This is a genomic window from Paenibacillus sp. FSL H8-0537 (assembly GCF_038051995.1).
Taxonomy (GTDB): domain Bacteria; phylum Bacillota; class Bacilli; order Paenibacillales; family Paenibacillaceae; genus Pristimantibacillus.
In genome coordinates this window covers 6,888,549-6,913,154 of record NZ_CP150290.1, presented here as the reverse complement: position 1 = coordinate 6,913,154, position 24,606 = coordinate 6,888,549, and the positions used below count along the sequence as shown (strand labels likewise).

The following is a 24,606-nucleotide window of genomic DNA, read 5'->3' as shown; positions in this document are numbered from 1 at the left end:
CGATAAAGGAGAATTGAAATGAGACTTCGCAATAAAGTTGTTTTTGTTACTGGTGTTTCGGGAACCATAGGAGACAAGATTGTCACAAAATGCCTCAGTGAGGGCGCAAAAGTGAAAGGGCTTATACGAAGCAAAGAGCAAGTTCTCCTTTGTGATAATCTTGGCATTGTCCCTATAATCGGAGACCTAACGGATAGAAGCGTCATAAAGGAAGCTCTTACAGATGTAGATGTCATCATTCACGCTGCAGCGTATCTCGGTAGTGATAGGACCATGGCTGAGAAATCTAATATTCACGGGGTCGAAAGTCTGGTTGATGAGGCAATATGGGCAGGAGTTAAACGCCTCGTACATCTTTCCACTGTATCCGTTTATGGTCATCTGGAAGGCGAGGTGGAGCTGGATGAAGCCAGTGAATTAGCATACGGTCATTCTGAGGTGTACACTTCAACAAAATGCGAATCGGAACGGATTGTACAAGCTGCAATGGCTGATGGGTTAGGCTGCGTCATTTTGCGTCCAGGCATTATATGTGCTGAAAATAACTCCCACTGGGGCGACAGGCTGATTGCCAAGCTTGCTGCGGCAGATAATATAGATTGGATACATCCTGACGATTTAACACCCTGGGTGCATGCGGATAACTTAGCTGAGATGTGCGTATTAGCAGCAACGCATGCTGCGGCAGTCAATCTGACCTATAATGCGGTGGACGGAAACTATACAGAAGGTGAGTTTAGTGTACGTATTGTGCATGCTCTAAATAAAACGCTCATCATACCCGATGGCAGCCCAATAAGAATGGCCTATAGCTGTAATAAAATAAGAAACGAGTTGGGCTACCGATCAATAAAAAATTTTGAAGAGACAGTTGCTCATTTAGAGGAGCAAGCTCGCTCATTGCAATATCCGATCTAATGGCTCTAAATACGGGTATTCAGGTTTAACAAATCGATAATTTCGAACACTGATTTAATCTCCTCATAGGTATTGTGAACCGCGCCGTTAGTCAGAGGTCTCAATCCGTTCGTTTCGAACAAATCGACATTATGGATGGCCAAGGCCAGCATGCCATTATGCAGGCAGATTGAGATTCTTTTGCCGGGAAATTTAGTACACAAAGCGAGCAGTCGTTTTAACATATGGTCAGACAGCAAATAGCGAGTTGTTTTTTCATCGGTGGTTAATACCTGAAATAGACGGTCAAATGTGTCGTCCGCAGTCTTCATCTTGGAGCCAATGGACACCTTTAGAGCCGTGTATCTTCCTTTTCTTGATTGAATAACGGTCGTGCCTTCAAAATGCTTGTTGAAATGAGCTAGAAACACGAGCCCTGAGAATTTAATGCTCTTACTTTTGCTTTCCAGATCCTCTGTCACTTCCCAAACCTTAATATTGGCAAATTGAAAGTCCGTCACACCCAGCGTGCCGACAAACAAATCCTCGCCCTTCCATTTGTCTGAGCTTTTGATAACGTTAAACAGGGGAAAAGCTTGCAATTGCTCCAACGGAATACCCTCGTTAATTTTGTACTGGCAAGTGTATCGGGCATTTGCAATATTCGTCGAATACGATGCCTGTGCAATGAGGTTTGTGACGAGCTCAGGAACAACTAGCTTCTTGTAATGATAGCTAAATTTTTTGTGCATCTTTTGGTTGCCCCGCCATATGACATAGACACCTAGCAACACAATCATAAAGAAAGCGAACGCGGCGTAGATTGCGCCCTCTGGATCATCCTCTGGGGCGTCTAGATTTGCGAGAAAAAACACCCAAAACAACCAGAGGCCAAATAGGGAGATGGCAATTCCGGCTATCCATACTAGATTGCGGAGCTTGATGTAGAAATTGCGTTTCTCCTCTAGCTGATGCCAAGCATTTGTTTCCGCTATTTGCTTTGAAACTTCCTCATAAGTTGGGAGCATAATCAACCGTCCTTCTTTAGGTTTCTGTAAGAAATCCCCTCACCTTAAACTACGCATATAAAGGAAAAAACTCACATAAGGGAATATCTTTATTCTATTAAATCAGATATCCAAATAGAAAGGTACCACTTTAGGGAGATATCTCAAAATTAATGCAAGGTTAGGAAGTCATGATTACAATCAATATTTATCGTTTTGAATCCTGTAAGCGGTTGTTTTTTACTGATTTTTGCAAGAGGGAGGAAATTTTTCACATTGTAGAGATTTTGTAGAGGCTAAGTTTTTAAACTAAGAAAGAAAGTGTCGAAATTTGGGTGAAAGTATATTAGTAGTTTTGGGAATGGAGGAGAAGTGTGTCTTGAAACGAAAACGCAGCATAGGTAAAGCAATACTCTCTTTCTGCCTGGCAATTATGCTCGTCCTGCAGACGGTGGCATTCTCTGTCCCTGCATATGCGGAAAGCACGTCGAGCGCAGACGAACCGCAATCAGTAACTGAGGCGGTATACAATGTGCCGAACAAATCCATAATGATGACGGCAGCCGTGACGGACAAAACGGTGGTGTTTATGGATGAAAATGCTACCTTTCCGCTGAAGGTGACGCAGGGAACTGAAATTGCTCCAGGCGGTACAATTCAGGGCCGACAGGCATTTACCCTCAAATCAGAGGGCCTCAAGGTGCCGGTGAAGGGGGATTATGCAAATACCCCGGATGAAAATGACACGACCAAGTACATTCAGAAGGGAGACTCGATTGAGCTAAAAAGGGATCCCTACTTCAAGGAAGTGGTGCTGCCAACGGCTACCAAATCCTTGATGGCCACAACTGAATTCGGAGCGAAACAGCTTGGTACCGCTTATTTCACCCCGAATAGCATCAAGATTGTATTTAATGGCGACGATTGGTTTTTCAATGGTATCGGAAGAGCAGTTACCTTCGGCTTTGAAACCACTGCCAATTCGGATGTAACGGGCATGAATTACGGCGATACCAAGCCTATCTCGATTTTCGGGGGAGCGTATGAGCTAAAGAACCCGGATGTTACGCCGGCGTACAGCATCAACTTGGCAGGAAACAACTGGCCTAAAAATGGGAGCTGGACTTGGTGGTATGTGACCGTACCAGCCTATCAGGATGGTTTTCTGACCATCCAGTCTACTCCATCCTCTTTTGATGTGCTAGATACAACAATCAAGCTGCCACTAGATGGGATGACGTTCTATACAAAGCCTTCCGATTACCGTATGGTCTATGTACCGGGATCCTTCAAGGTAAACGGCACTACGGTAGAGCCAACCATTGGTGCAGATGGCGAGCTGAGCTACATTTTCCCGGCAGATACCGGGGTAGATCCAAAAGTTGAGTATCAAGCGTGGTTTAACAAGGATGTGTATTATAAAGAGTATCGGGGCGTGGCACTCGATCCCGGTCGATCTGGCGGACAGCGTTTTGATCCAAAGGTTGAGCTGAGGGATGCGGGGGCTAGTGTAAAAGCCACTGCAGTGCGGGAAACGTGGGTAGCACCCGACTGGATCCAAGCATCCGCCTCCTATGACCATCCAAATGAAACGATTACCTGGAAAGTAACCGTTAACCAATATAATAAAAAAGGGTTAAAGGACTTTTCTATAACAAATGTATTACCTGCTGGGCTGGAATTTGAATCGGCGACATGGCAGACAACGGTAGATGGTACTGTATCTGAAGCAACACAAATTGCACCAGATTCGAACGGACTTTATTCCTTTGGGGATATTAACGGTAAAGTAGAATTAGTAATTAAGAGCAAGGTGAAAAGCGGTTCCAGCTTTAGAATCGATCCTCGTGCCAACTGGAATTTGGATACACCAAATGGCATTCAAAACAACGATGTCATGACTGGTACAAGACCTAACGCAGTGACTGATGAGGCGATTGTCACCGTCGGGGCGCACACTTTTACAAAAACAGGCGCTATTACGATGGAGGATTATAACCTGGGCAGCGTTACATGGACCGTTAATTTAACGCCACAGTATGCCTTGCCAAATGCAGCGGTATACGATGTGTTGGTGCATGGCGGAGATCTTAACGTCTTGGACAACGCTGTGGATGAAACGGGCGAGGTTAGTGCGGAAACGATTGCGAAAATCAAGGGCAACGTCAATTCTGCGCAGCTTTGGAAGCAATATCAGGCGGGAACTCTAAAGACTAATGCAACCAGCCTGACCATAAAAAATATTCCTTTAACCGTGGACGGTAAAGTGGTGGCGGATTTGATCAAGGTGACCGGATACACCGACGAAGCTTCATCCTTCAGCTTCCGTGCACTTGAGACCAACACAGACATCCTCTTCAGACAGGATATTAACGAAGGGAAAACAATCTGGAATCGGGCTTTGCTCATTGACGGCGAAACCGTAAAACAAGCGCAAAACAGCGCCAACCTTCACCTGCGTATGCTGAACAAGGATATGCTTGCGGCATCCTATCCGATTAAGGGGGATGGGACGGCTGACACCTGGTATACGCCGAACAACGTTCAACGCTATATCGGTTATGACAGCTCCTCAAGCAGCGACGCATATACCTTTGCTGGTTATGACCGGATAACTAAGACGGTCACCTTCCGCCTAGCCGTCAATATGCCGGGCTACAACACAGTCGAAATGGCGAAAGACGGCGGAAGTCGGGTCATCACCAATGTGAAGCTGGTGGACACCTTGCCGGAAGGTTGGGAATTCGTTCCTTATGGAGATGGAAAGGACTATGAGCTTTATAAGGGCTACTCAGATAATGTCAGCGGCACTGGCTATGGGTTTCGAAACAACGCCGTGTCCATTATTGAGCCAAACGACCCTGCTCATGTGGCGAGTTTCTCCCATAGTGGCAGAGAAGGCACATTCACCTTCTCCAAGTTGGAAAGCCCTTATGTCATTCTGGTAAAGGCAAGACCTTCCAATGCAGCTCTGGAGAAATATTTAGAGGAGTACACCACCAACGGCACAGACAAGCAGGTGCTGTATAACAAAGCCGACCTTCATATGACATGGGGCGGAGAAGAGAAGGTTCTCACTGAACAGCGCAAAGTTATTGTACCTATTCAGACTCTGGGCAAGTCGGTAACTAAACCAGTTCCAGGGGTGCTGGAGTGGACGGTAAACTATACCCCGCCATTCAACATGGAGCAGGGCGTTTATTTACAGGATACCCTAGGTGCAGGTATGAATCTACGCTATGAAGGAGACGGGAAGCTTGTGCTGACAGTGCCTAGTATGGCGGTCTATCCTGCTAAACTGACTGCTGGCGGCGCTCTGGAACGAGACGGTGCTGCACTGAATCTCAGCGACCCGAATTCTGAAGTTCGGGTGGAAGCTGGGCCCGGTGAGGACGGCACTACGGTTCTACTATTTAAAATGGACAACCCTAATAAGTTTTACCAGTTTGTGTACCAAACCGAGGTTGACCCTTCTAAAGCGAGAGCTGGCGACAAAATGGGCAACGAGGTAAAGCTGATGGGCGATGATAAGCTGAAATCTGTCAGTGCCAAAAGTGAAAGCACGCTGGATAATTCAGACGTAGCCGGCAGTTCAAACTCCAATGCTCTGCTGCCTCTGAAAAAGGTAGATCCGGGCAACAATCCGCTAAAAGATGTAGAGTTCACGCTCTATAAGAAAGGCGACGGAACTCAAGTCGCTAAAGGAACAACCGATAGCGGAGGGAAACTTAATCTGCTATTCCCAGATCCAGGGTATTATGAGCTGAAGGAAACTTATATTGACACAACGACATGGTTGCCAACTACAAGAATTTATCAGGTATACGTAGGGAATACGCCTGGAAAGCCTATCTGGGTAGACGGCGTGAAAGTAACCTCTGATATTCCGCTGGTGGTGCCTACGCCGGCTCAAGGAAAGCTGACCATCAGCAATAAGGTGGAAGGAAACGGCAGCGACTCTTCCAAGGATTTTGAATACACTGTGACCTTCACTGGTGAAGGCAAGGATGGAGAGTACGTCTATCAGAAGTCGGATAATACGACGGGCACGATTAAGAGCGGAGACAAGATTACCCTTAAGCACGGAGAATCTGTGACACTCCCGGCATTACCTGCGGATCTGGTCTATACCGTAACGGAGGCCGATTATACGACCGTTGATGGTTATATCACCACGCCGGAGACGAGAGAGCTGTCTGAAACAATCGTGAATAAAGGCGACCACAAGGCGGACTTCATCAATGAGCGAAACGTTAACAAGCTGACCGTCAGCAATACGGTCATGGGCAATGGCGGCAACAAGACGAAGGAGTTCGAGTACACGGTCCTCTTTGAGGATGCAGGCAAGGATGGAAGCTACTCTTACTTGAAGTCGGGCGGCGGAACAGGTACGATCAAGTCCCGCGATACCTTCAAGCTCAAGGATGGAGAGACACTGGATATTTTGGATCTGCCTAAGGATCTGAAATATACAATTACCCAGAAGGAATACACAGCCGACGAATACGTGACCATTCCTGAGGAACGGTATTATACCGGAGTCATGGAGGGCAAAGATGAAGAGGCCCCATTTACGAACTTGCGAGTTTTGAAGGGCGGCCTGCTAATCAGCAACACGGTTAAAGGCAAAGACGAAGACAAACAGCTGCCGTTTAAGTACACGGTTACCTTCACAGGCGAGGGAGCAAGCGAATCCTACTCCTATGAGAAGTCGGACGGCAGCAAGGGCACGATCAGGAGCGGAGAGACCTTCGAGCTTACACATGGCCAGACGCTCGTTGTGCAAGGACTTCCGACGTATCTCCAGTATAAGGTGACCCAAGATGATTATACGAATGAAGGCTATGTGACGGATCCTGAAAGTCTCGTTCGCACAGGCACCATTCCGGAGAAAAAAGTGGCTGAAGCACACTTTGTCAATACACGCCCGTATCTGGAAGGCGTGCTGCGTGACAACAACACAGGAGAAGTCATTCCGAATGCACCCATTACGGTGACCGATCTGAAGACAGGCAAGGAGCTTCAGGTGGAGACGAATGAGAAGGGTGAATATTCAGTCCCAGTCACAGCGGATACCGACTATACGATCACATATACGAAGAGGTATCAGGTAGGCGGGAAGGATGTCCCTGTAGAATTCACGCAAAAAGCAAATGTGGACGGCAGCGTGACAGGCGAGACCGTTCCGGCGGACATTACGGCGGTAGGGATCGTTCTGTTCAAGCAACTGGATGGAGCAACAGAGCTATTCAACAATTCGTTTACCAGCCAGATGCATATCTATTTGAAGGACCAGGATGGCCATTATATTACAGAGAACGGTCGTCCCAAGGCATTTCCGATGGCTTCGAACGGAACTTTCTCCGTTGAAGGGCTAAGCGAGCAGAAGTACACAATGGAAATTCGCTATACAGCTGTGACCGGCGAGGAACTGCTCTTCAAGGTGACGCAGCTGGACGTAAAGGCTAACGGAGAGCTGAATATTTCCGAGGAATTGGTCGATCCTTACGGTACGGTTTATGATGAAACGACAGGAGATGCCATTACTGGCAAGAAAATTGACGGAGCCAAAGTTACATTGTATTATGCGGATACGCAGCGCAATAGAGATAAAGGCCGCGTTCCGGATACAAAAGTAACGCTTCCTGCAGTTCCAAATTTTCCACCGCACGATAACGAGAGCCCGGAGCAGGATAGCGACGCAAATGGCTTCTATGCGTATATGGTGTTTCCTGAAGCGGATTACTATCTGATCGTAACGAAGGACGGATACGAGACGCACAGGAGTGATACGATTTCTGTCGATTTTGACATTGTAAAATACGATGTGCCAATGAAGCCGATCAGTTCCGGTGGCAACCCTGGCAACGGCAACGGCGGAACCGGCAACGGCAACGGCGGAACCGACAACGGCAACGGCGGAACCGACAACGGCAACGGCGGAACCGACAACGGCAACGGCGGAACCGACAACGGTAACGGCGGAACTGACAACGGTAACGGCGGAACCGACAACGGTAACGGCGGAACTGACAACGGTAACGGCGGAACTGACAACGGTAACGGCGGAACCGACAACGGTAACGGCGGAACCGACAACGGAAACGGTGGAACCGACAACGGCAACGGCGGAACCGACAACGGCAACGGCGGAACCGACAACGGCAACGGTGGAACCGACAACGGCAACGGTGGAACCGACAACGGCAACGGCGGAACCGACAACGGTAACAACGAGCTGGACGATGCTCCGGAAACCGGAGACAACAGCGTACCGCCAATCTTCTATATGGCTTTGGCGCTGATGTCCTTGATGACGATTGGGTTCTGTCTACTCGGTAACAAGAAGAAAAAGTACATCCAGTGACCGGAAAGGCGGTAAGAAAATGAGCAAAACTAAGAAATTTCTTATCGCCGTTTCCTTCCTTGTGTTGGTATTTTCCCTCGTTAGTATTTCGAGAACTCTCCTGCGGGATTATGCTGAGCAGCAGAAAATCAAAGAGCTGACAAAAGTTTGGGAGGAAGGGTCTGACAAAGTCGGAGGGGATGCATTCCCCTCCCTTTTGTCCAATAAGGCGAATGAGCCGGTCATGCTTCCCGAATTTCGAGAGCTTTACGAGAGGAACCCGGACATCGTGGGCTGGCTGAAGATTGACGGCACCCGAATTGAGTACCCAGTCATGCAGAATCTACAGGATGCGGAGTACTATCTCAATCATGATTTCGATAAAAAGGAAAATAAAGGCGGCCTCCCTTTTTTGGACGCGCATAGTCGGACCGACGGTTCGGACATTTTGCTAATTCATGGACATCACATGAAAAGCGGCTGGATGTTTAAAGATTTAATGAAGTACAAGAACGAAAGCTTTTATAAAGAGCATGATACATTCCAGTTCAGCACGCTTTACGAAAAGGAAGAGTATGAAATTGTTGCCGTTCTGCTTTCAAAAGTTTATCGCAAATCGGACGACGTATTTAAATACTACCAGATTGAGAATGCAAGTACGCCCGCCGAGTTCGATTCGTATGTTCAAAATATCAAAGAACTCGCTCTTTATGACACTGGCGTAACAGCCCGGTATGGCGACAAGCTTATTGTGCTGTCCACATGCGAGTACTCGACCGAAAACGGCCGGTTAGCGGTGGTCGCCCGAAAGCGTTCATGACGATGCTGAAACACGAATCAATTTGCTTCATATCGCGTTCTCCACTTGGAGGACGCGATTTTTTTGCCTCCGAAACTCTGTGGCGTTATATCCTTGTCCATCAAATATATCATAAGAAAAATTGTGAAAAAATTACCGTTACAGATAGCGCGTAGAACTGTATCATAAATATCAGCAAGTTTTTTTGGAAACTGCATAATCTCAGGGAGGAATTCCAGTGCAAGCTATTGAAACTAATCGACTGATATTAAGAAATTTTGCTGCGGCAGACGCTCCAGGACTTCTAGAATACTCGGCTAATCCCAGAGTAAATTGCTTTCTTCAGGATAGTATTTCAACTCTGGAAGAAGCGGCTTTAGAGGTTCAAAAAAAAGGCAGTGAAGACTCTCATATTGCGGTGTGTCTCAAAGAAAGTGACCATATTATTGGAGAACTGTTTTGCCTGAAGCAAGAGCCTGACACGTATAGTATCGGGTGGAATTTTAACGCTAAATTCGAAGGAGTGGGATATGCAACTGAAAGCGCGGAGGCCTTATTAAAGTATCTTTTTATACAAGAAGAAGCAAGAAGGTTATATGCGTATGTCGAGGATGATAATTTCAGATCACAAAAGCTATGTGAAAAACTAGGTATGCGTAAAGAAGGCTGTTTTATGGAATTCATTTCATTTACAAATTACGCTGATGGAACGCCGAAATACGAAAATACTTTTCAATACGCTTTGCTAAAAAAAGAGTGGGTCAAAAATGGCTTGAACTAGAATTGATACGCAAAAAAGCTGGACGGAAAACGTCACGGTTTTCGTCCAGCTTTCACTTTATGGGCTCACAGGACAGTCCTGTGAGCTTATGCTACGTAAGAAGCGCGCAATCGCTATCGTTTTATTTACTTAAAGATGCGTTGCGAAAATTGATACAGCCCGCTGCTCCAAACTTTCCCTTCATGTCCGCCCACATCTAGATACCACATGTGCGGGATATTCATGGTGTTCAAGCTATTATGGAAGTTTTGGCTGACCCACAGCAGACCGTCCGATGCGCCGCATGACAGCCAAAGCAGCTTCAGTTGACTGGCAACCTGAAGCGGATTGGAGATAAGCTGCGATGCCGACTTCGTATTAGGAGCGGATGAGAACGCGCCAATCCAAGCAAATTTGTTCAGATGGGTTAGTCCGAAGTTCAGGGTTTGTCCGCCTCCCATCGATAAGCCGGCTAACGCGCGATTCTGCCGATTGGTATACACCGGATAATGGGAGTCGATGTAAGGAATGAGATCATTGATCAGATCAAACTCAAATCTTTCGAAGGCGGCTACCTTGTCCGGAGCAAAAATATCGCCTACTGGGCGATCATCCCACATTGCGCGACCGTTCGGGAATACTACAATCATTGGCTCCAGTTTGTTCTCGGAGTATAGGTTGTCGAGAATATTCCTCGGATTCATATTATTGAGCCATTCATTCTGATCCCCGCCAATACCGTGCAGCAAGTAGAGGACATTATATTTTTTTGAAGTTGAATAGCCCGGAGGCGTATACACCATCGCATTCCTCGACTTGCCTACTGTTGAGGAATAATAGGAAATCTGCTGAACGTTTCCGTGCGGAATATTTGCGCGATAATTGGTATATCCCTGCGGAGCCGGGATTATAGGTCCGCTGGCAGCCGTGACAGCAGGGCTGCTCTGGTTTTGTGTCTGGGACGCAGCATAAGACATCGTCGGCACCATTAACGCCGTGACCAAAGCTAGACTAAAAATGCGAGATAAGGTTTTCTTCATTTCAATTATCCTCCTTGAATAAATTTGTGAATGCTCTTGGCCTTGCTAGTTCGAGTGGACCCTAATTCACTCTGTTCTATTACTCTCTTTAGAAGCTACTCTCCTTTTACTATCTGATTGCAAACCCCTTTAATTTGGAATGGCCGCCCCCCTCTCCCGACCCGCAGTAATATCCAAACCCGAGAATCAAATCCATGCGTGGTCATAAATGTAAACGCATTCAAGGTGATGGTACCATATTTAGAATATTATGTAAATCACAAATTTCGCAATCTGCTCACGGCACAATACAATACATATCTATTAGATATACTCGAAACCTCGTGTGGGCTCACAAATCTCCCTTCGGTTGTATGAAGGGAGATTATTAGTCGCGCCTCAGCTCGGGCGATATGGATTAGGTAACATGAGACTTCTAATCAGTCTTATAGATATAAAATAATAAAAAAGGCGATTGCTAGGGCGAACCGATAATAGGCAAACCATGACAATCTCAACTTTTTGACCAGGTTCAGGAAAGTTATAATCGCAATCATGGCGACGGTAAACGCCGCAACCAGACCGATGAGAAATAACGGAATATCGGCGGAGGTCAAGAAGTCTCTGCTCTTATAGAGATCGTAGGCAGTAGCTCCGAACATAATCGGAACGGAGACGATAAACGTGAATTCAGCTGCCGCCTTTTGGCTTGTCCCAAGCAGCATCCCTCCGGAAATCGTTGATCCGGATCTCGAGAACCCGGGCCATACGGCCAAGCATTGAAATAAGCCGATTCCGAAAGCCTGTTTATATGAAATGTCATCCATTGTCTCCGCATTGACTTTTCCTCTATACCTGTCTGCGAGAACCATGAGAACACCTCCGGCGACAAGTCCGATAAGCACGGGCGCAGGACCGAATAATCGCTCCTTTATAAAGCCGTGGATTGTGAAACCGGTAATGACGAAGGGGATCATTGCGATAATGACATGGATTATATTAATGCCCGGTCGCTTCAACGCTGCGGGGGTCACCTTTAAAAATCCGAGAAACCTTTTCCAATAAAGAACTAGCACGGCGAGAACCGCCCCAAGCTGAATAACGATCTTAAAAGTATCGGCAACAGCCCCTTCAAAGTCCAGCAAGCGCCCCGCCAGTATCATATGGCCTGTAGACGATACAGGCAGAAATTCGGTTAGCCCTTCAATCATCCCCATGATGACGGCCTTAACGTATTCGCTTATCTCGTTCAATCCAATAACCTCCCCATTTCAATCCTTACTCGATTATAGTTAACAAGCAATCCAGGAATCTATGAATTTAGATTACAAAATCAAGCTTCTTCCTTACAAATTTGTAAGAGAGAAGAGCTGCATAATCAAAAAGAACAAGAAAGCCGGCTTCTTCCATGCGGGAACATATTTTGACAAATCGATAATTCAGGTGAAAAGGAGGTAGACTCTGGAAAAACAATCAATATAATAAAAGTAACAGACGTCATTTTACCTAGGAGGGATTGTGTTGCAGCAGCTTTTTAACGATCTGATTAAGCAGGATGTAAAGCCGTTCCTTGCTCAGCATGGCTTTACAAAGAAGAGTTTAAATTTCAGTAAAGCAACAGAAGGTCTCATCTACATGTTCAATTTCCAAAAATCCTCGGGCAATTCGGCGGACAATGTTATGTTTTATGTGAACTGCGGCATTTATGCGGCGGAGTTGGCGCAAATTCAATCGAAAGAGACTTTGACGGAGCCTAAGGAGGCGGAGTGTCACTTTAGAGCAAGAATCGAGGGGATTGCCCGGGCTGTTCCGGCTCGCTTTTCCATTTCTCCAGATACGGATAGGGATGAGTTGAAAAAAACGCTGTTAAGCGGATTGGAAGAAGTTATTCATTTCTATGATACGATGACCAGTGCGAGGTCTGTTGTGGACTATTACATATCAGGTCCATTTTTGCATCTGGGCGAGGAGAGCTTTCATTTGCTGTTGCAATCCAACGATGAAGCAGCGGCAAAAAAATATTTAAAGGCTTTGCAGGAGAAGTATGGAGCAGAGAATCGATGGACCATATTTGAAAATAAGTACGAGGCCATCTTCAATAAATACGGAGTAGAAGTTAAATAAAGGGGGATTTTAATGAGGCTTCGCGATAAGGTTGTTTTTGTTACAGGTATATCTGGAACTGCAGGGGACAAAATTGCCACAAAGTGTCTCAGAGAGGGTGCAAGGGTAAAAGGACTTATACGTAATAAAGAGCAAGTTCCCTTTTGTAATAAACTTGGCATAACACCTATAATCGGAGACTTAACGGATAGGGAAGCGATGAAGGAAGCGCTCAAAGATGTAGACATCGTCATTCACGCTGCAGCGTATCTCGGTGGCGATAGAACCACTGCTGAGCAATCTAATATTCAAGGGGTCCAAAGTCTGGTTGATGGGGCTATAACAGCTGGTGCTAAACGCTTCGTACATATTTCCACGGTATCTGTTTATGGTCATTTTGAAGGAGAGGTTGAGCTGGATGAAGCAAGCGATCTAGCATACGGTCACTCTGAGGTGTACACTTCAACGAAATGTGAATCGGAACGGATTTTACAAGATGCAAGGGATAATGGACTAAAATGTGTTATTTTGCGCCCAGGCATTATCTGTGCCGAAAATAACTCTCACTGGGGCGACAGGCTGATCGCAAAGCTTGCTGCGGCAGAAAAGGTGGATTGGATTCATCCTGAGGATTTGACACCATGGGTGCATGCGGATAATCTAGCTGAGATGTGTGTATTAGCAGCGACGCATTCTGCGGCAGTAAACCAGATCTACAACGCTGTGGACGGAAACTATACAGAAAATGAGTTTACTGTACGTATTGCGCGTGCAATGAACAAAACGCTAATCATACCCGATGGGAACCCAATAAGAATGACGTATAACTGCAACAAAATCAGAAACGACTTGGGCTACCGTCCAATAAATAATTTTGAGGAGACCGTTGCTCAATTGGAGGAACAGGCCCAATACCGTGTTTAGAGAAATACTACTGGGTTGATGATAAGCATGAAAATTCAATCTGTGAGGTATGGATTCCGGTTAGCAAAAGGTTGTAATAGCTTATCATTAGCTTTTGGCCACCCATTAGGTGGCCATTTTTCTGATAGGGGTGTATGTAAAAGAAGTGGAAAAGGATTTGCATGGCAGGAGGCAAATGAATATCCATACTTGGAGGGAGAGAGGGATCAAGTGAAAAAAATTCTTGTAATTGATGATGAAGCGGCACTTAGAGACTTAATTGAGCTTGTGCTCAAAAGAGAAAACTTTCGGGTGCAGACCGCAGAGAATGGCAGTATGGGACTTAAAATGTTAGATACCTTTCAGCCGGATTTGGTCGTACTGGATTTAATGCTGCCGGACTACTCCGGCTATGATCTATGCAAGGAAATGATTAAGAAGCAAGCGATTCCAGTCATTATGCTATCGGCAAAAAATGAAATCATAGATAAAGTTTTAGGTCTTGAGCTTGGGGCAGAAGATTACATGACCAAACCATTTGATAACCGGGAGCTCATTGCGAGAATCAAAGTTGTGCTTAGAAGATATGAGAACATCGATCCGACAAAAAGTGACGAAGAAACTCGGATTACTCATCAAGAGCTGGCGTTTGATCTGGAAACCAGGATGGTGCTGAAAAACGGAATCCCAATTTCGCTGACAGCAAAAGAATTTAAAATTTTGGAAACGCTGCTGAGAAGACCAAGGAAAATCTTCACAAGGGATGAACTGCTGGAGATCGTATGGGGATATGATTTTTTGGGGGACAGCCGCAGCGTTGATATGACGATCATGCGGTTAAGGAAGAAGCTGGAGGATGATGCTGAAAGTCCAAAATACGTGAAAACCATTTACGGATTTGGTTATCAGCTTGGAGGTGGCTCCACCTGAAATATGCAACCCGGCTTTTGTTGAATTATTTATTTTTTTCGGTATTGTCCTTTGCCGTTATTATTATTTCAGTCAATAAAGCGATTGATTACTTCAGCTTCGCGACCATAGAAAAGCAAATGATGGAAAAAGCGGATTTGAACGAGTTGTCATTTAGAGAGATACTGGCAAAGCATGAAAAAGCATCTGTGGAGGGGCAGGTCTCGGATTTGCCAAGAAGCGCTCTGGAAAGGTTAAAGGCTTCAGGCAAGGAAGTGCGGATCTATGACAGTAATCAGAAGCTGTTGGGACTAGCGGTGGATGGAATCATCATTAATGACGGGGAACCTCTGATTTTTCCGGTGAATATCCAAAATGCCCTAAAGGGGAATTATTCTTACACGGTCACTGACAATCATTTGCTGTATTTCTCTATACCCATTCAGGATATGTATTATCAGAATGTTTTTGTGTTCGAGTTCGTGGAGGACATCTCTTACTTTTATGATATCATGGACAAAATTCGTTATATCCTCTTTGCTGGCGCAGGTGGATTTCTTGTTCTGACCACTCTTTCCAGTTTATTCATTGCCCGTAATACAACAAAACCGATTAAATATCTGCTTGGTGCCACCGAGAGCTTCTCCAAGCAACAGTTTCAGCAGGTGCAATTGAACAGAAAAGACGAGCTTGGGATGCTTGCAGCAGGATTAAACCGGATGGGTATTCAACTGAGCGACTATATACAGTATCAGAAGCAGTTTGTCTCCAACGTATCTCATGAATTGAAAACACCGCTCGCTGCTATCCGAGGGTTCTCCCAATATTTATATGAGGGTGAAAATGAGGATAAGGATTTGCAAAAAATCTATTCTCATCTTGTAAATGAATCAGATCGGCTTACTCTGCTCATCAATGAGTTATTGATGCTATCCCGGTTTGACAAGGCAGGCCCGGAGGAGATTGGCACGGAAAAGACCGATTTAACTAAATTAGTTGACCAAATGGCAGCAGATATGAGAGCAAAAGCCGAAAATAAGGATATAGAGTTGGACATTAAGCTGGGCAAATCGGCTATCGTATATGTAAATCAAATTTTGATGTCACACGCCATTGCGAATATTCTAGACAACGCCATAAAGTATTCCAATCCTAACACGCAGATAAGAATGGAAACGTTTATCCGGCAGAATGAAGCGGTCATAAAAATAAGCGATCAGGGTATAGGAATTGATGAGGATGAGATTGCACGGGTCCAAGAAAGGTTCTACAGAGCCAGAAATTCAAATGCTGCCAAAGGATCGGGACTTGGCCTATCCATGTGCAAAGAAATAGCTGAGAAGTTCAACGGGCATTTGAGCATTGAGAGCAAAATGAATGTAGGAACCACCGTTTCTATCGTTCTTCCGTTGCTGTGAAGTTACAAGAATGATACATGTTTGTTATTACATTAATAAACGGTTTTCCTATAATAACCCCATAAGATGAAATAACCTAATTCATGGAGGGGTAAAAATGAAAGCATTAAGAAAATCAACAGCCTTGATGTTGCTGGTCGTAATGCGTACGACACTTTTGGCAGGCTGCCAGACCAATCAGAATAATTCGCAGGCGGCTGCCTCCACTGCTACTTCGACCAGTCCAACACCCGGGAATTCAGCTGGCAATAGCTCTGGTTTCGAGGTAATCAAGGAGGGCATCATTCAAAAGGACGGGAATGTAGTTCTAAAGGAGCTTGCCTTTGTCTATAACGACCACACCGTCGCTATTTCTGACATTGTTGATGATGAAAAGCTTAAAAGCATGCTGGGAAATGCGGTCGAGAAAAAATCCCACACCTATTCCAAATACGATGATCTAAATATGGACAGACTGCTTGGTTCTACCGAGAAGCGATATAAATTTTCAGGGCTTGAGATAAAAACCATTGATGCGACTGAGGGCAAAAAGTTCTTTATATTCCATATTAAAATGACCGACTCCAAATATTCCACGGTTAGAAATATCAAAGTCGGCGATAGTGTCAAGAAGCTAAGGGAAGCCTATCCCGAAGGTCATCTGTTTGGAAACGGAACACCTGGTGAAGAGGCTGTTTTTCAGTATGAAACGGCGAATTATGCGGAAGTTATGACATTTTACATAAAAGATGCCAAGGTTGAAAATATTCTAATGTACTCGCTTCTGAACTAAACTCTGCAATCAGAACGTAAAATGATTCCCTAAACGCTAAACGAGCCCTAGAAGAGATTTCAGGGGCTCGTTTTTTGTTTTTTGGCAAAGGTTGTTGCATGTCTGATTTTGGCTGCAGAGCAATTAACCTCACCTTGAAAAGATACTTGACAAAGGGGATTGTTTGTAACTATAATAATTACAACATAACCTGTAACTTTAATTGTTACATTAGTGAAGTGTGTAAGGAATATTTAGTTTGTAAAGAGAGGGAGTTTTGTAAATGTTAAGCAAGAAATCATCAATTGGAGTTATTTTGTTAGTTTGTTTTATGTTCATACTTAGCGCATGCTCGGGTACAGCAAGTACGGCGAATACTGAAACGAATGCTGCGACGGCTACCACGAACACCGCGAGCGAAGAAAATAAAGCACCGGCGGTGGATCTTAAGATTACGACATTCAATCCAGGAGAAAGCAGTATTTTCCCTGTCTCTTCAAGCCTTATCGAAGGGCCGAATGAATTGGTGCTCGTCGATGCCCAATTCCAAAAGAACGATGCTGAGCAATTGGTCAAAATGATTCGAGACACCGGAAAGAAACTGACTACAGTCTATATCAGCCATAAGGACCCAGATTACTACTTTGGTCTGTCGGAGATCCGTTCCGCATTCCCTGATGTAAAGATCGTCGCTACACCAGCCACTGTGGAAGGAATTAAAGCAACGATTCAGATCAAGAACGACTATTGGAATCCTCTCCTGAAAGAAAACGCCCCGACCGCGCAGATTATTCCTGATGTCCTTGATGGGAATCAGCTAACTGTAGATGGCGAAGCTGTACAGGTGATTGGCTTGGACGGTTCAGATCCGTCTCATACGGTTCTTTGGGTACCTTCCAAAAAGACGGTCCTTGGCGGTGCTCCAATTTACGAAAACGTGCATGTGTGGATGGCAGACAACCAGACTCCAGAGAGTCGTGATCACTGGCGCGAGCTTTTGGACCAAATTGTTGCATTGAATCCGGAACGGGTGATCCCTGGTCATTACCTAGGTGAGAGCTCCGGAGATGCAGCCAGTGTAACCTTTACCCGAAACTATATTGCAGAATTTGAAGCTGCGGCAGAGAAGGCCAAAGATTCTAAAGAGCTGATTGCGGCGATGGAAAAGGCTCATCCAGACTTCAAAAATACAGGTGACTTGGAAACGAGCGCTCAGGTAATCAAAGGTGAAATTTCCTGGCCATAAGTTAACGCTAAACGCCCCCAAACAACATCCTTTTCCGTTAATATTCGGATGGGATGTTGTTTTTATTTGATAGAACGACTACCTAAAAACGACTGATCGCAACGAATACAGCGAATGCGAAAAAGACAAGGTTCACGCTAATTTCTCGATATTCCTTACGCTTCATGTGAAAGAGGGCACCGAAGAGAACAACTACGGCAAGTGTTGTTGCGGCAATTGGCGTCAGCACCGGTGAGGTATTTGTCGCTTGAGGCAGAATGATTCCAATTGCACCGAGTAATTCTGCTAATCCAATAAAAACGACAAACCCTTTTGAAACGTCCTTTACCCATCCCCAAGAAGCCTTGGCTTTTTCGTACTGAAATGCCTTCAACCATCCTGAGTAAACAAAACCCAGTGCTGCTAGACCTTGAACGATCCATAACGCGATATTCATGAATAATGCTGCCTCCTAACTACTTTTTCGCTACTTGCTAAAGGTATAATAGACCTTGGTCAATGATTTAAGGAAGTAGGCACTTTATCTAAACATAGTTAACAAAAGGTTACCTTAACCAAACATAACCAAGCATAAGGAAATGAGGAAATGGGGGGCTTTTAATGAAATCATATTGCAAGTTTGAATCGGCACTGGATATTTTAGTGGGGAAATGGAAGTCAGTCATTCTGCTTCAGCTTATTTCGAACGGCATCATGAGATTCAGCGAGCTGCAAAGAGCAATAACGGATATCAATAAAAAGATGCTCACGCAGCAATTAAGAGAACTTGAATATAACGATATCGTTTATCGCAAGGTGTATAACCAAATTCCGCCGAAAGTGGAATACTCCATTTCAGAATACGGCAAAGGCTTAAGCACGGTGTTACAGGCACTTAACGATTGGGGAGAGACCCATAGCCAGCATATGATTGAGCTGCACGGGGAAGATCGTTCAGGGGATTAAGTTGGGTGAAAAACGATGGCGGGTGGCGGTTATATAAGCCCGGCAAGCGTTAAATAATGCCGAGGGGGCACCTGTTAAGGTGTTCAAAAACTTGCTGTTACAGATAGAGTTTGGTAATCCGTACTATTAAGTGACAGCAAGTTGAGTAGATTGTGCTACATTGTAGAATCATAAACCTATTTTTGATATAATTCCATTAGAAGTAATTAAGAAAAGGAAATACTGTAAGTAGTTTATTTTAAAGAAAGAGACCTAATAGCTTTATATTAAATTCTACTACAGTTTTCATATGGTTCTTTGCATCTATAGAAACACTTACAATTATTGTATCGACATTTTCCTCATTGAATATCACGTTTATTATCTAACTTCTCCCTACTAATAAAAATTATAATAACTCTAATATAGGGAAATATAGATATTTTGCGCCATTTCAAAGAAAAATCCTGGTTATTAGTGTGGGGTATGAAGTTGAAGAAATTGTTATCTTGGAAAAGTTATCGCCAATAATGTATTCTACCTTACTTACATTGATATAATAATGAGAAGACTATCATAGGAAGAGGTAAACAGTAATGAATATAAACCCTCAAATTATTGATGCTATTCAGAAAAATAAGCTAGTTTTTTTTATTGGTTCCGGCTTTTCAAAACCTCTAGGCTTTCCTAACTGGAGTGAATTAATAGTAGAATTTCTAAAGGACTTATCACAGTATGATCCAAAATATAACCAAATGATTGAAGTACTTAAAAATAAGTTTTTTACGGAAATTGAAGTATTGGAAAAAATTAAAGATAAAAAAAGAGAGATATTTGGTGTGCTTAATAGAGTATTTGATGGACAGTTTAGTGATTTAAGCAAACTAAGTGCACACGAAAAAATAGGTAAAATCTCAGAAAAAATTATTACAACTAACTACGACAGAGCGTTGGAGACAGCAACAGGTTTTAAAAAAATCCAATTCGACAATAACTATCATATAGCGAATTTATCGAATCTATCCAATTATATTTTTAAGTTGCATGGCTGTATAGAAGACCCAGGGAAATGCATCCTATTTAAAGATGATTACGAAGATTTGTATGGAAATAATGGAGCTGCTATTGAAAGATTAAAAACTATAATATCTGATCAAACAATTATTTTTATAGGATTTAGTTTTTCGGATCCATATGTAAAGCAACAATTTGAGTATATAAGTACAGTATACAAGGGATTAACAGGAAATCACTATATTGTAACTACAGAGAATGAAGGATTTGAAGAATATGGAGTTGAATCAATAAAGATAATGGATTGGGAGTCAGGGCTAACTAGCTTTTTAGATAGTTTATTGGTACAAAAAGATTCATTTTCTCGAGTCAGTGCGAGTGTAACAGAAGAGATTGATAATATAGAAAAAATTCAATTTGATACAGGTTTAATGAAAGTTGCAATATTAATCGCTTCACCTATTGATATTGCTTGTGGCTTTTCATTTGACAAAATAGTTAATCATTTCAGTAAGTTCGAAATGCAAGTTGACCTTTACTACTTATCTGAAGAAAACCTTCGTGATTTAGAGGAATATGACTACATATTTATATTCACTAAGTTAATGCAAAATAAGCATGTAGTAGAGGACGTATATTTAAAAAGTAAGTTTATGACTTTAGAAGAGATTGAACAGAATTTAGTGTTATACGAAAAACTAAAGGGGGTGTTTATTTACACTGATAAGGCACCCAAAAAAAATCAGGAGATAGTTACTTATCCTATCGTAAGAGTTTGGGGCACAGATTTAAGCAGTTTAATTTTTAAAGTTTTTCGAAAAGGGAAAATAGATGAGATTGAAAACTGTATTATATATAACCCGAACAAAATAATAATTATGAAGGCAGAAAAGGGTAAGGCGAAAATTAATATAAAAAATGGACAGGATAAGAGTAAACTATCCGAATTCATTGACTCAAAAAATTTAATTAGTTTTGTTGGTAGAACCACTGACTTAGAGGATATCATTCGTAAAGTACTTGAGACTAATGAGAGAATATTAACTATAAAAGGTTCTGGAGGTATTGGGAAAACTACAATAATTAAAAAAGCAGCAATCGAAATGTTCAATAGAAATCATTTCAGAGATGGGATTTATTTTATTGATTGCGAATTTATTGATAATTATAAAACATTTGAGTATAAAATTGCTCAATGTTTTGGGTTAGATAGTTCTATTAATCTTAAAGAACATGTTATTCAAAATCAGATGAAAATGAATGCATTAATTATACTGGATAATTTTGAGCCGATGCTTTATATTGAACAATCAGAGCAAATAAAAGATATTATAAATTTTATTTGTGAGTATTCTGTAGTTGTAGTAACTTCAAGAGAGTGGATTGGATTTGAATATGAGCAACGTCATGAATTGAGAGCGTTTACGTCGGAAGAGGCTCTTGAGCTTTTTCAAACATTTTACTTGTCTCCGATAAGTGATTTTGATTTGAAGATTTTAAAAGAGGATATTCTTGGAGATCTATTAAACAATAACCCTTTAGCCATAAAAATTGTTGCTAGAGTTATTCCTAAAGGGAAAAATTTGCCCATTCTCAAAACGGAGTTAGTTGATGACTTTTTTAATATTACTGACTCTGAATATACAGATATATTTGATGGGTTGACGGATAAAAATATCGAAAGATCAAAGTCACTGTTTCAGTCTATCTCCTACTCTTACAAAAGGTTAACTTCTAAGGAGAAAATACTATTTGAAATCCTTTCGTTGTTTCCGGATGGAATTCATATGCAAAATATCAAGACATTCTTTGAAAAAGACGAGTTTAAAATGGATAAGAATAAAATTACTGACAAAGAGATTAATGGTCTTGAGAATAAATCTCTTATAGAAATAAATAAAGGGTTTATTAAACTTCAGTCTATACTCGGCAGATTTGCCGAATATCAGTTTAATAATAGAACCGCAGAAGAGAAATCTGGTTATTATAAACGAGCATTTCAGTTGAATGAAGTTTTAATAATGTTTTTAAGTAATTTCTCAGAAGAAAATCGAAAAAATACTCTTTTAATCTTTGATAAGAATTCAGAGAATTTTCTGAAAAATATAAGTTATATAGATAAATTTGAAGAAGATAAAATGAGAAAAATATTATTTATTGAATCATTAGTATTTTTCTTTAGTAAAATAGAACATACTGAAAATCTTTGCGTAGAACTAAATAAAGTGAAGAACCATTTCGATAATATTGTAAATGGGAAATTATATATTGATATAATAACTGAAGGTTCGAGGTATTACAGGGGTTATTTTGAAGAATCTTATATGTTCTTAAATGAATTATTACCGATTGATAAATTAAGAAGTATCGATTTGAGTTCTGAAATAGGATTTTTATTAATAAAACATGCACTAGCAGTATATCGATATAAAAATGGGTACTCAATAATAGAATATTTAATAGATACAAATTTTTATGAATATCGTACCCGAATTATGGAGGAGTTATTATTTTCTCTTGGAGAATATAAGTTAATGATGAGCGTGAATAGGGAAATTGATTTTTTTACTTTTGAGGTCTCATTAAATTTAGGTACATTAAATATTAGTGAATTAGATGAATTTATTAATAGTTTATATAAGAAAGAATACATGGAAATTATGCAAACTAATTATATCAAAGCGAAATGGGGGTTTGTAGATAATGAAACTATAAATAAATTAGTAGTTACTAATCCTTATACATTAGGTTTGAAGAGCTTAATGCAAGCGTTTATTGAGAATGATGAAGATAAAGCGGTAAAGTTTTACAAAAAAGCAATAGAGAAACTAGAGCACATTAGTTACTATTATGTAGAAGCAATTTATTTTTACACTAAGTATTTGAGAGATATTAATTCATCAGAAATGAATGATTGGTTTAATAAAGGATTAATTTTAGCAAAAGAGCACAAATATAAATTTCAAGTATTTCAATTTAATAGTTTAATAAATAGTGTTAAGCAGAAATATGATGATGACCTAATGGATTTTCCGCTTAAAACTCAAGCGGAATGGTACTTACATGAATATAAAGAGAGATATATACACTAAAAATAGTTATTTTCGGTTTTGGCGTGTTTGACGGGCAGTGGGGCTCTTATTGCGGGAGAATGGGAAAGTTTAATGGCCATGGCTGTTGGCGGATTGTTTGTACCTAAATTGGCTGTAGCATTAGGCATATGGTCGGGCAATGGCAAGCTGTTTCAAGTGTTATCTGGGTCCCTATAACAAATGGAATGTTTTTGACATTATAGTATCCACACCGGAAAGTTTAGAGCGAGGGGTATATGTGTACTACCAACTGGCCATCGTTGGCAGATTACGTCAAGCAAAAATAAATAGTTAGTAGTAGTTTAAGCGTCAAAGCACAGAGCTGTGTTTTTGACGCTTTTTTAGTCTGCTTTTCTGTTTTCATGCAAGGGTCAAAAAAGGAAGGAGGGGCTGGTGTTAATGACCAGCCCATTCGATGAAGGGTTTGGGCAGCCAGTTGAACAGCCAGCACGCTTCCTATGTTGTCTGCGAAATATTGCTTTTCGTTTACCGCTGGTCCATTAATTTTTTAGCTTCAAAATAAAGCACTTGAATGAACTTCTTGGTGTTTTGGCGGATCAAGCTGGCGGAATCAGCTTCTTCATTCTCCAAATCCTTCATCCGTTTGCGGATATCGCTCAAATCAAAAAACTTGTTCGCGTATTGCTCGAACTTTGGATTCGCATAATCAAGCAACCCTAAAGAGGCCAAATGGGTTAACGCCTGATTCACCGTCCGCCGTACCCGCTGCTCGGCGGCTTTGCCCTCTTTTTTCAAGTAGGGTGCAGAAGCGGCAGAGCCTAGCTTCTTCTGGGCGAGCTGCTGGTAGGTTTCTTGAAGCGAAGGGAAGCCCTGCTCCAATGGATGATCGCGATCATAACGGAACAAATAATCGAGCATCTCCAGCAGATCCTTGCAGCCGGCTTCGCCGATTAGCCCAAGGTCCGATAAAACGTAGTTTCCGCAAGTGATGATGCTTTTATCATTGGATGACGGGTCTTTCTCTGTTAATGCGCCGCCTAAGCCTAGAGAACTGAGCGATTTTTGAATATCTCGAAGCGATTGATGCAGACGCAGCAGCTCAGAAACTTTGCGGATAACCGAAATGAATTCCAAACGGTTGACGGGCTTGGTGATATAATGTTCAATTCCGAAGGAATAGGCTTTGCCGATCATATCCTTCGATTCCACTTGAGATAGCATGATGATTTTTCCCTTGAAGCTGCTTGATATGGCTCGAACGGTTTCTATGCCGTCACGAATGGGCATCAGCAAATCGATCAGCACAATATCCACTTGCTTGAGGTCGAGCAAAGTATGATCGACATGCGCCCCGTCTTCCGCTTCGCCTACAACACTTCCTAAATCCTCATCCTCAATCATTTGCTCCAGCATGGAGCGTACGGCCGGATCATCATCAATAATAAAGAAACGCATCG

Annotated in this window: 17 protein-coding genes; 12 read left to right on the top strand and 5 right to left on the bottom strand. The window is 42.5% G+C overall.

What is annotated here, in order from left to right; all coding sequences use genetic code 11:
* The first annotated feature begins 18 nt into the window (after positions 1 to 18).
* Positions 19 to 918 (top strand): NAD(P)-dependent oxidoreductase, encoded by a 900-nt coding sequence (locus MHB80_RS29205; protein WP_341280209.1) that lies wholly within the window; start codon positions 19 to 21, stop codon positions 916 to 918.
* Positions 919 to 923: 5 nt separating this feature from the next.
* Here the strand turns inward: MHB80_RS29205 and MHB80_RS29200 are convergent, their stop codons facing one another.
* Positions 924 to 1,925, bottom strand: a complete 1,002-nt coding sequence (locus tag MHB80_RS29200) for a DUF3137 domain-containing protein (protein WP_341280208.1) — start codon at positions 1,923 to 1,925, stop codon at positions 924 to 926.
* Positions 1,926 to 2,283: 358 nt separating this feature from the next.
* On the opposite strand from MHB80_RS29200, the gene MHB80_RS29195 reads away from it, so the two are divergent.
* The 3 genes from MHB80_RS29195 to MHB80_RS29185 all read left to right on the top strand — a co-directional run bounded on the left by MHB80_RS29195 (position 2,284) and on the right by MHB80_RS29185 (position 9,830).
* On the top strand, positions 2,284 to 8,271 hold the full coding sequence (locus MHB80_RS29195; protein ID WP_341280207.1) for a SpaA isopeptide-forming pilin-related protein: 5,988 nt from the start codon (positions 2,284 to 2,286) through the stop codon (positions 8,269 to 8,271).
* A gap of 19 nt (positions 8,272 to 8,290) precedes the next feature.
* Complete coding sequence (locus tag MHB80_RS29190; RefSeq protein WP_341280206.1) at positions 8,291 to 9,070, top strand: class B sortase; 780 nt, start codon at positions 8,291 to 8,293, stop codon at positions 9,068 to 9,070.
* 217 nt (positions 9,071 to 9,287) lie between these two features.
* Positions 9,288 to 9,830 (top strand): GNAT family N-acetyltransferase, encoded by a 543-nt coding sequence (locus MHB80_RS29185; RefSeq protein WP_341280205.1) that lies wholly within the window; start codon positions 9,288 to 9,290, stop codon positions 9,828 to 9,830.
* A gap of 125 nt (positions 9,831 to 9,955) precedes the next feature.
* On the opposite strand, the gene MHB80_RS29180 is transcribed toward MHB80_RS29185, so the two are convergent.
* Both MHB80_RS29180 and MHB80_RS29175 read right to left on the bottom strand, forming a co-directional pair.
* The gene (locus MHB80_RS29180) at positions 9,956 to 10,849 is read right to left on the bottom strand and encodes an alpha/beta hydrolase-fold protein (RefSeq protein WP_341280204.1); all 894 of its coding nucleotides are present in this window, start codon (positions 10,847 to 10,849) and stop codon (positions 9,956 to 9,958) included.
* A 425-nt stretch (positions 10,850 to 11,274) separates the two neighbouring features.
* Positions 11,275 to 12,072, bottom strand: a complete 798-nt coding sequence (locus MHB80_RS29175; protein ID WP_341283114.1) for an undecaprenyl-diphosphate phosphatase — start codon at positions 12,070 to 12,072, stop codon at positions 11,275 to 11,277.
* 274 nt (positions 12,073 to 12,346) lie between these two features.
* On the opposite strand from MHB80_RS29175, the gene MHB80_RS29170 reads away from it, so the two are divergent.
* From MHB80_RS29170 to MHB80_RS29145, 6 genes are all read left to right on the top strand, one after another.
* Positions 12,347 to 12,952, top strand: a complete 606-nt coding sequence (locus MHB80_RS29170; protein WP_341280203.1) for a DUF4304 domain-containing protein — start codon at positions 12,347 to 12,349, stop codon at positions 12,950 to 12,952.
* 12 nt (positions 12,953 to 12,964) lie between these two features.
* Positions 12,965 to 13,855 carry an NAD(P)-dependent oxidoreductase gene (locus MHB80_RS29165; RefSeq protein WP_341280202.1) on the top strand — a complete coding sequence of 297 codons (891 nt, stop codon included), beginning with the start codon at positions 12,965 to 12,967 and terminating at the stop codon, positions 13,853 to 13,855.
* A 27-nt stretch (positions 13,856 to 13,882) separates the two neighbouring features.
* Complete coding sequence (locus MHB80_RS29160) at positions 13,883 to 14,764, top strand: response regulator transcription factor (RefSeq protein ID WP_341280201.1); 882 nt, start codon at positions 13,883 to 13,885, stop codon at positions 14,762 to 14,764.
* A gap of 119 nt (positions 14,765 to 14,883) precedes the next feature.
* Positions 14,884 to 16,161, top strand: a complete 1,278-nt coding sequence (locus tag MHB80_RS29155) for a HAMP domain-containing sensor histidine kinase (RefSeq protein ID WP_341280200.1) — start codon at positions 14,884 to 14,886, stop codon at positions 16,159 to 16,161.
* Positions 16,162 to 16,258: 97 nt separating this feature from the next.
* Positions 16,259 to 16,933: a hypothetical protein gene (locus MHB80_RS29150; protein WP_341280199.1), complete on the top strand. Its 675-nt coding sequence runs from the start codon at positions 16,259 to 16,261 to the stop codon at positions 16,931 to 16,933.
* Positions 16,934 to 17,195: 262 nt separating this feature from the next.
* Positions 17,196 to 18,158 carry an MBL fold metallo-hydrolase gene (locus tag MHB80_RS29145; RefSeq protein ID WP_341280198.1) on the top strand — a complete coding sequence of 321 codons (963 nt, stop codon included), beginning with the start codon at positions 17,196 to 17,198 and terminating at the stop codon, positions 18,156 to 18,158.
* Between the two features lie 82 nt (positions 18,159 to 18,240).
* On the opposite strand, the gene MHB80_RS29140 is transcribed toward MHB80_RS29145, so the two are convergent.
* Complete coding sequence (locus tag MHB80_RS29140; RefSeq protein ID WP_341280197.1) at positions 18,241 to 18,594, bottom strand: DoxX family protein; 354 nt, start codon at positions 18,592 to 18,594, stop codon at positions 18,241 to 18,243.
* 164 nt (positions 18,595 to 18,758) lie between these two features.
* Between MHB80_RS29140 and MHB80_RS29135 the strand changes: the two genes are divergently transcribed.
* Positions 18,759 to 19,103, top strand: a complete 345-nt coding sequence (locus MHB80_RS29135) for a helix-turn-helix domain-containing protein (protein ID WP_341280196.1) — start codon at positions 18,759 to 18,761, stop codon at positions 19,101 to 19,103.
* A gap of 575 nt (positions 19,104 to 19,678) precedes the next feature.
* The gene (locus MHB80_RS29130; RefSeq protein WP_341280195.1) at positions 19,679 to 23,188 is read left to right on the top strand and encodes an SIR2 family protein; all 3,510 of its coding nucleotides are present in this window, start codon (positions 19,679 to 19,681) and stop codon (positions 23,186 to 23,188) included.
* A gap of 486 nt (positions 23,189 to 23,674) precedes the next feature.
* Here the strand turns inward: MHB80_RS29130 and MHB80_RS29125 are convergent, their stop codons facing one another.
* A complete protein-coding gene (locus tag MHB80_RS29125; protein WP_341280194.1) occupies positions 23,675 to 24,604 on the bottom strand; it encodes a DNA-binding domain-containing protein in 930 nt (309 codons plus the stop codon).
* Positions 24,605 to 24,606 lie beyond the last annotated feature (2 nt).

Bases quoted from the DNA above. Each gene is read 5' to 3' on its own strand.
- MHB80_RS29200 (WP_341280208.1), bottom strand. From the start codon at position 1,925: ATGCTCCCAACTTATGAGGAAGTTTCAAAGCAAATAGCGGAAACAAAT.
- MHB80_RS29165 (WP_341280202.1), top strand. From the start codon at position 12,965: ATGAGGCTTCGCGATAAGGTTGTTTTTGTTACAGGTATATCTGGAACT.
- MHB80_RS29150 (WP_341280199.1), top strand. From the start codon at position 16,259: ATGAAAGCATTAAGAAAATCAACAGCCTTGATGTTGCTGGTCGTAATG.
- MHB80_RS29180 (WP_341280204.1), bottom strand. From the start codon at position 10,849: ATGAAGAAAACCTTATCTCGCATTTTTAGTCTAGCTTTGGTCACGGCG.
- MHB80_RS29160 (WP_341280201.1), top strand. From the start codon at position 13,883: ATGAAAATTCAATCTGTGAGGTATGGATTCCGGTTAGCAAAAGGTTGT.
- MHB80_RS29190 (WP_341280206.1), top strand. From the start codon at position 8,291: ATGAGCAAAACTAAGAAATTTCTTATCGCCGTTTCCTTCCTTGTGTTG.
- MHB80_RS29205 (WP_341280209.1), top strand. From the start codon at position 19: ATGAGACTTCGCAATAAAGTTGTTTTTGTTACTGGTGTTTCGGGAACC.
- MHB80_RS29155 (WP_341280200.1), top strand. From the start codon at position 14,884: ATGATGGAAAAAGCGGATTTGAACGAGTTGTCATTTAGAGAGATACTG.
- MHB80_RS29140 (WP_341280197.1), bottom strand. From the start codon at position 18,594: ATGAATATCGCGTTATGGATCGTTCAAGGTCTAGCAGCACTGGGTTTT.
- MHB80_RS29130 (WP_341280195.1), top strand. From the start codon at position 19,679: ATGAATATAAACCCTCAAATTATTGATGCTATTCAGAAAAATAAGCTA.
- MHB80_RS29145 (WP_341280198.1), top strand. From the start codon at position 17,196: ATGTTAAGCAAGAAATCATCAATTGGAGTTATTTTGTTAGTTTGTTTT.
- MHB80_RS29135 (WP_341280196.1), top strand. From the start codon at position 18,759: ATGAAATCATATTGCAAGTTTGAATCGGCACTGGATATTTTAGTGGGG.
- MHB80_RS29125 (WP_341280194.1), bottom strand. From the start codon at position 24,604: ATGCGTTTCTTTATTATTGATGATGATCCGGCCGTACGCTCCATGCTG.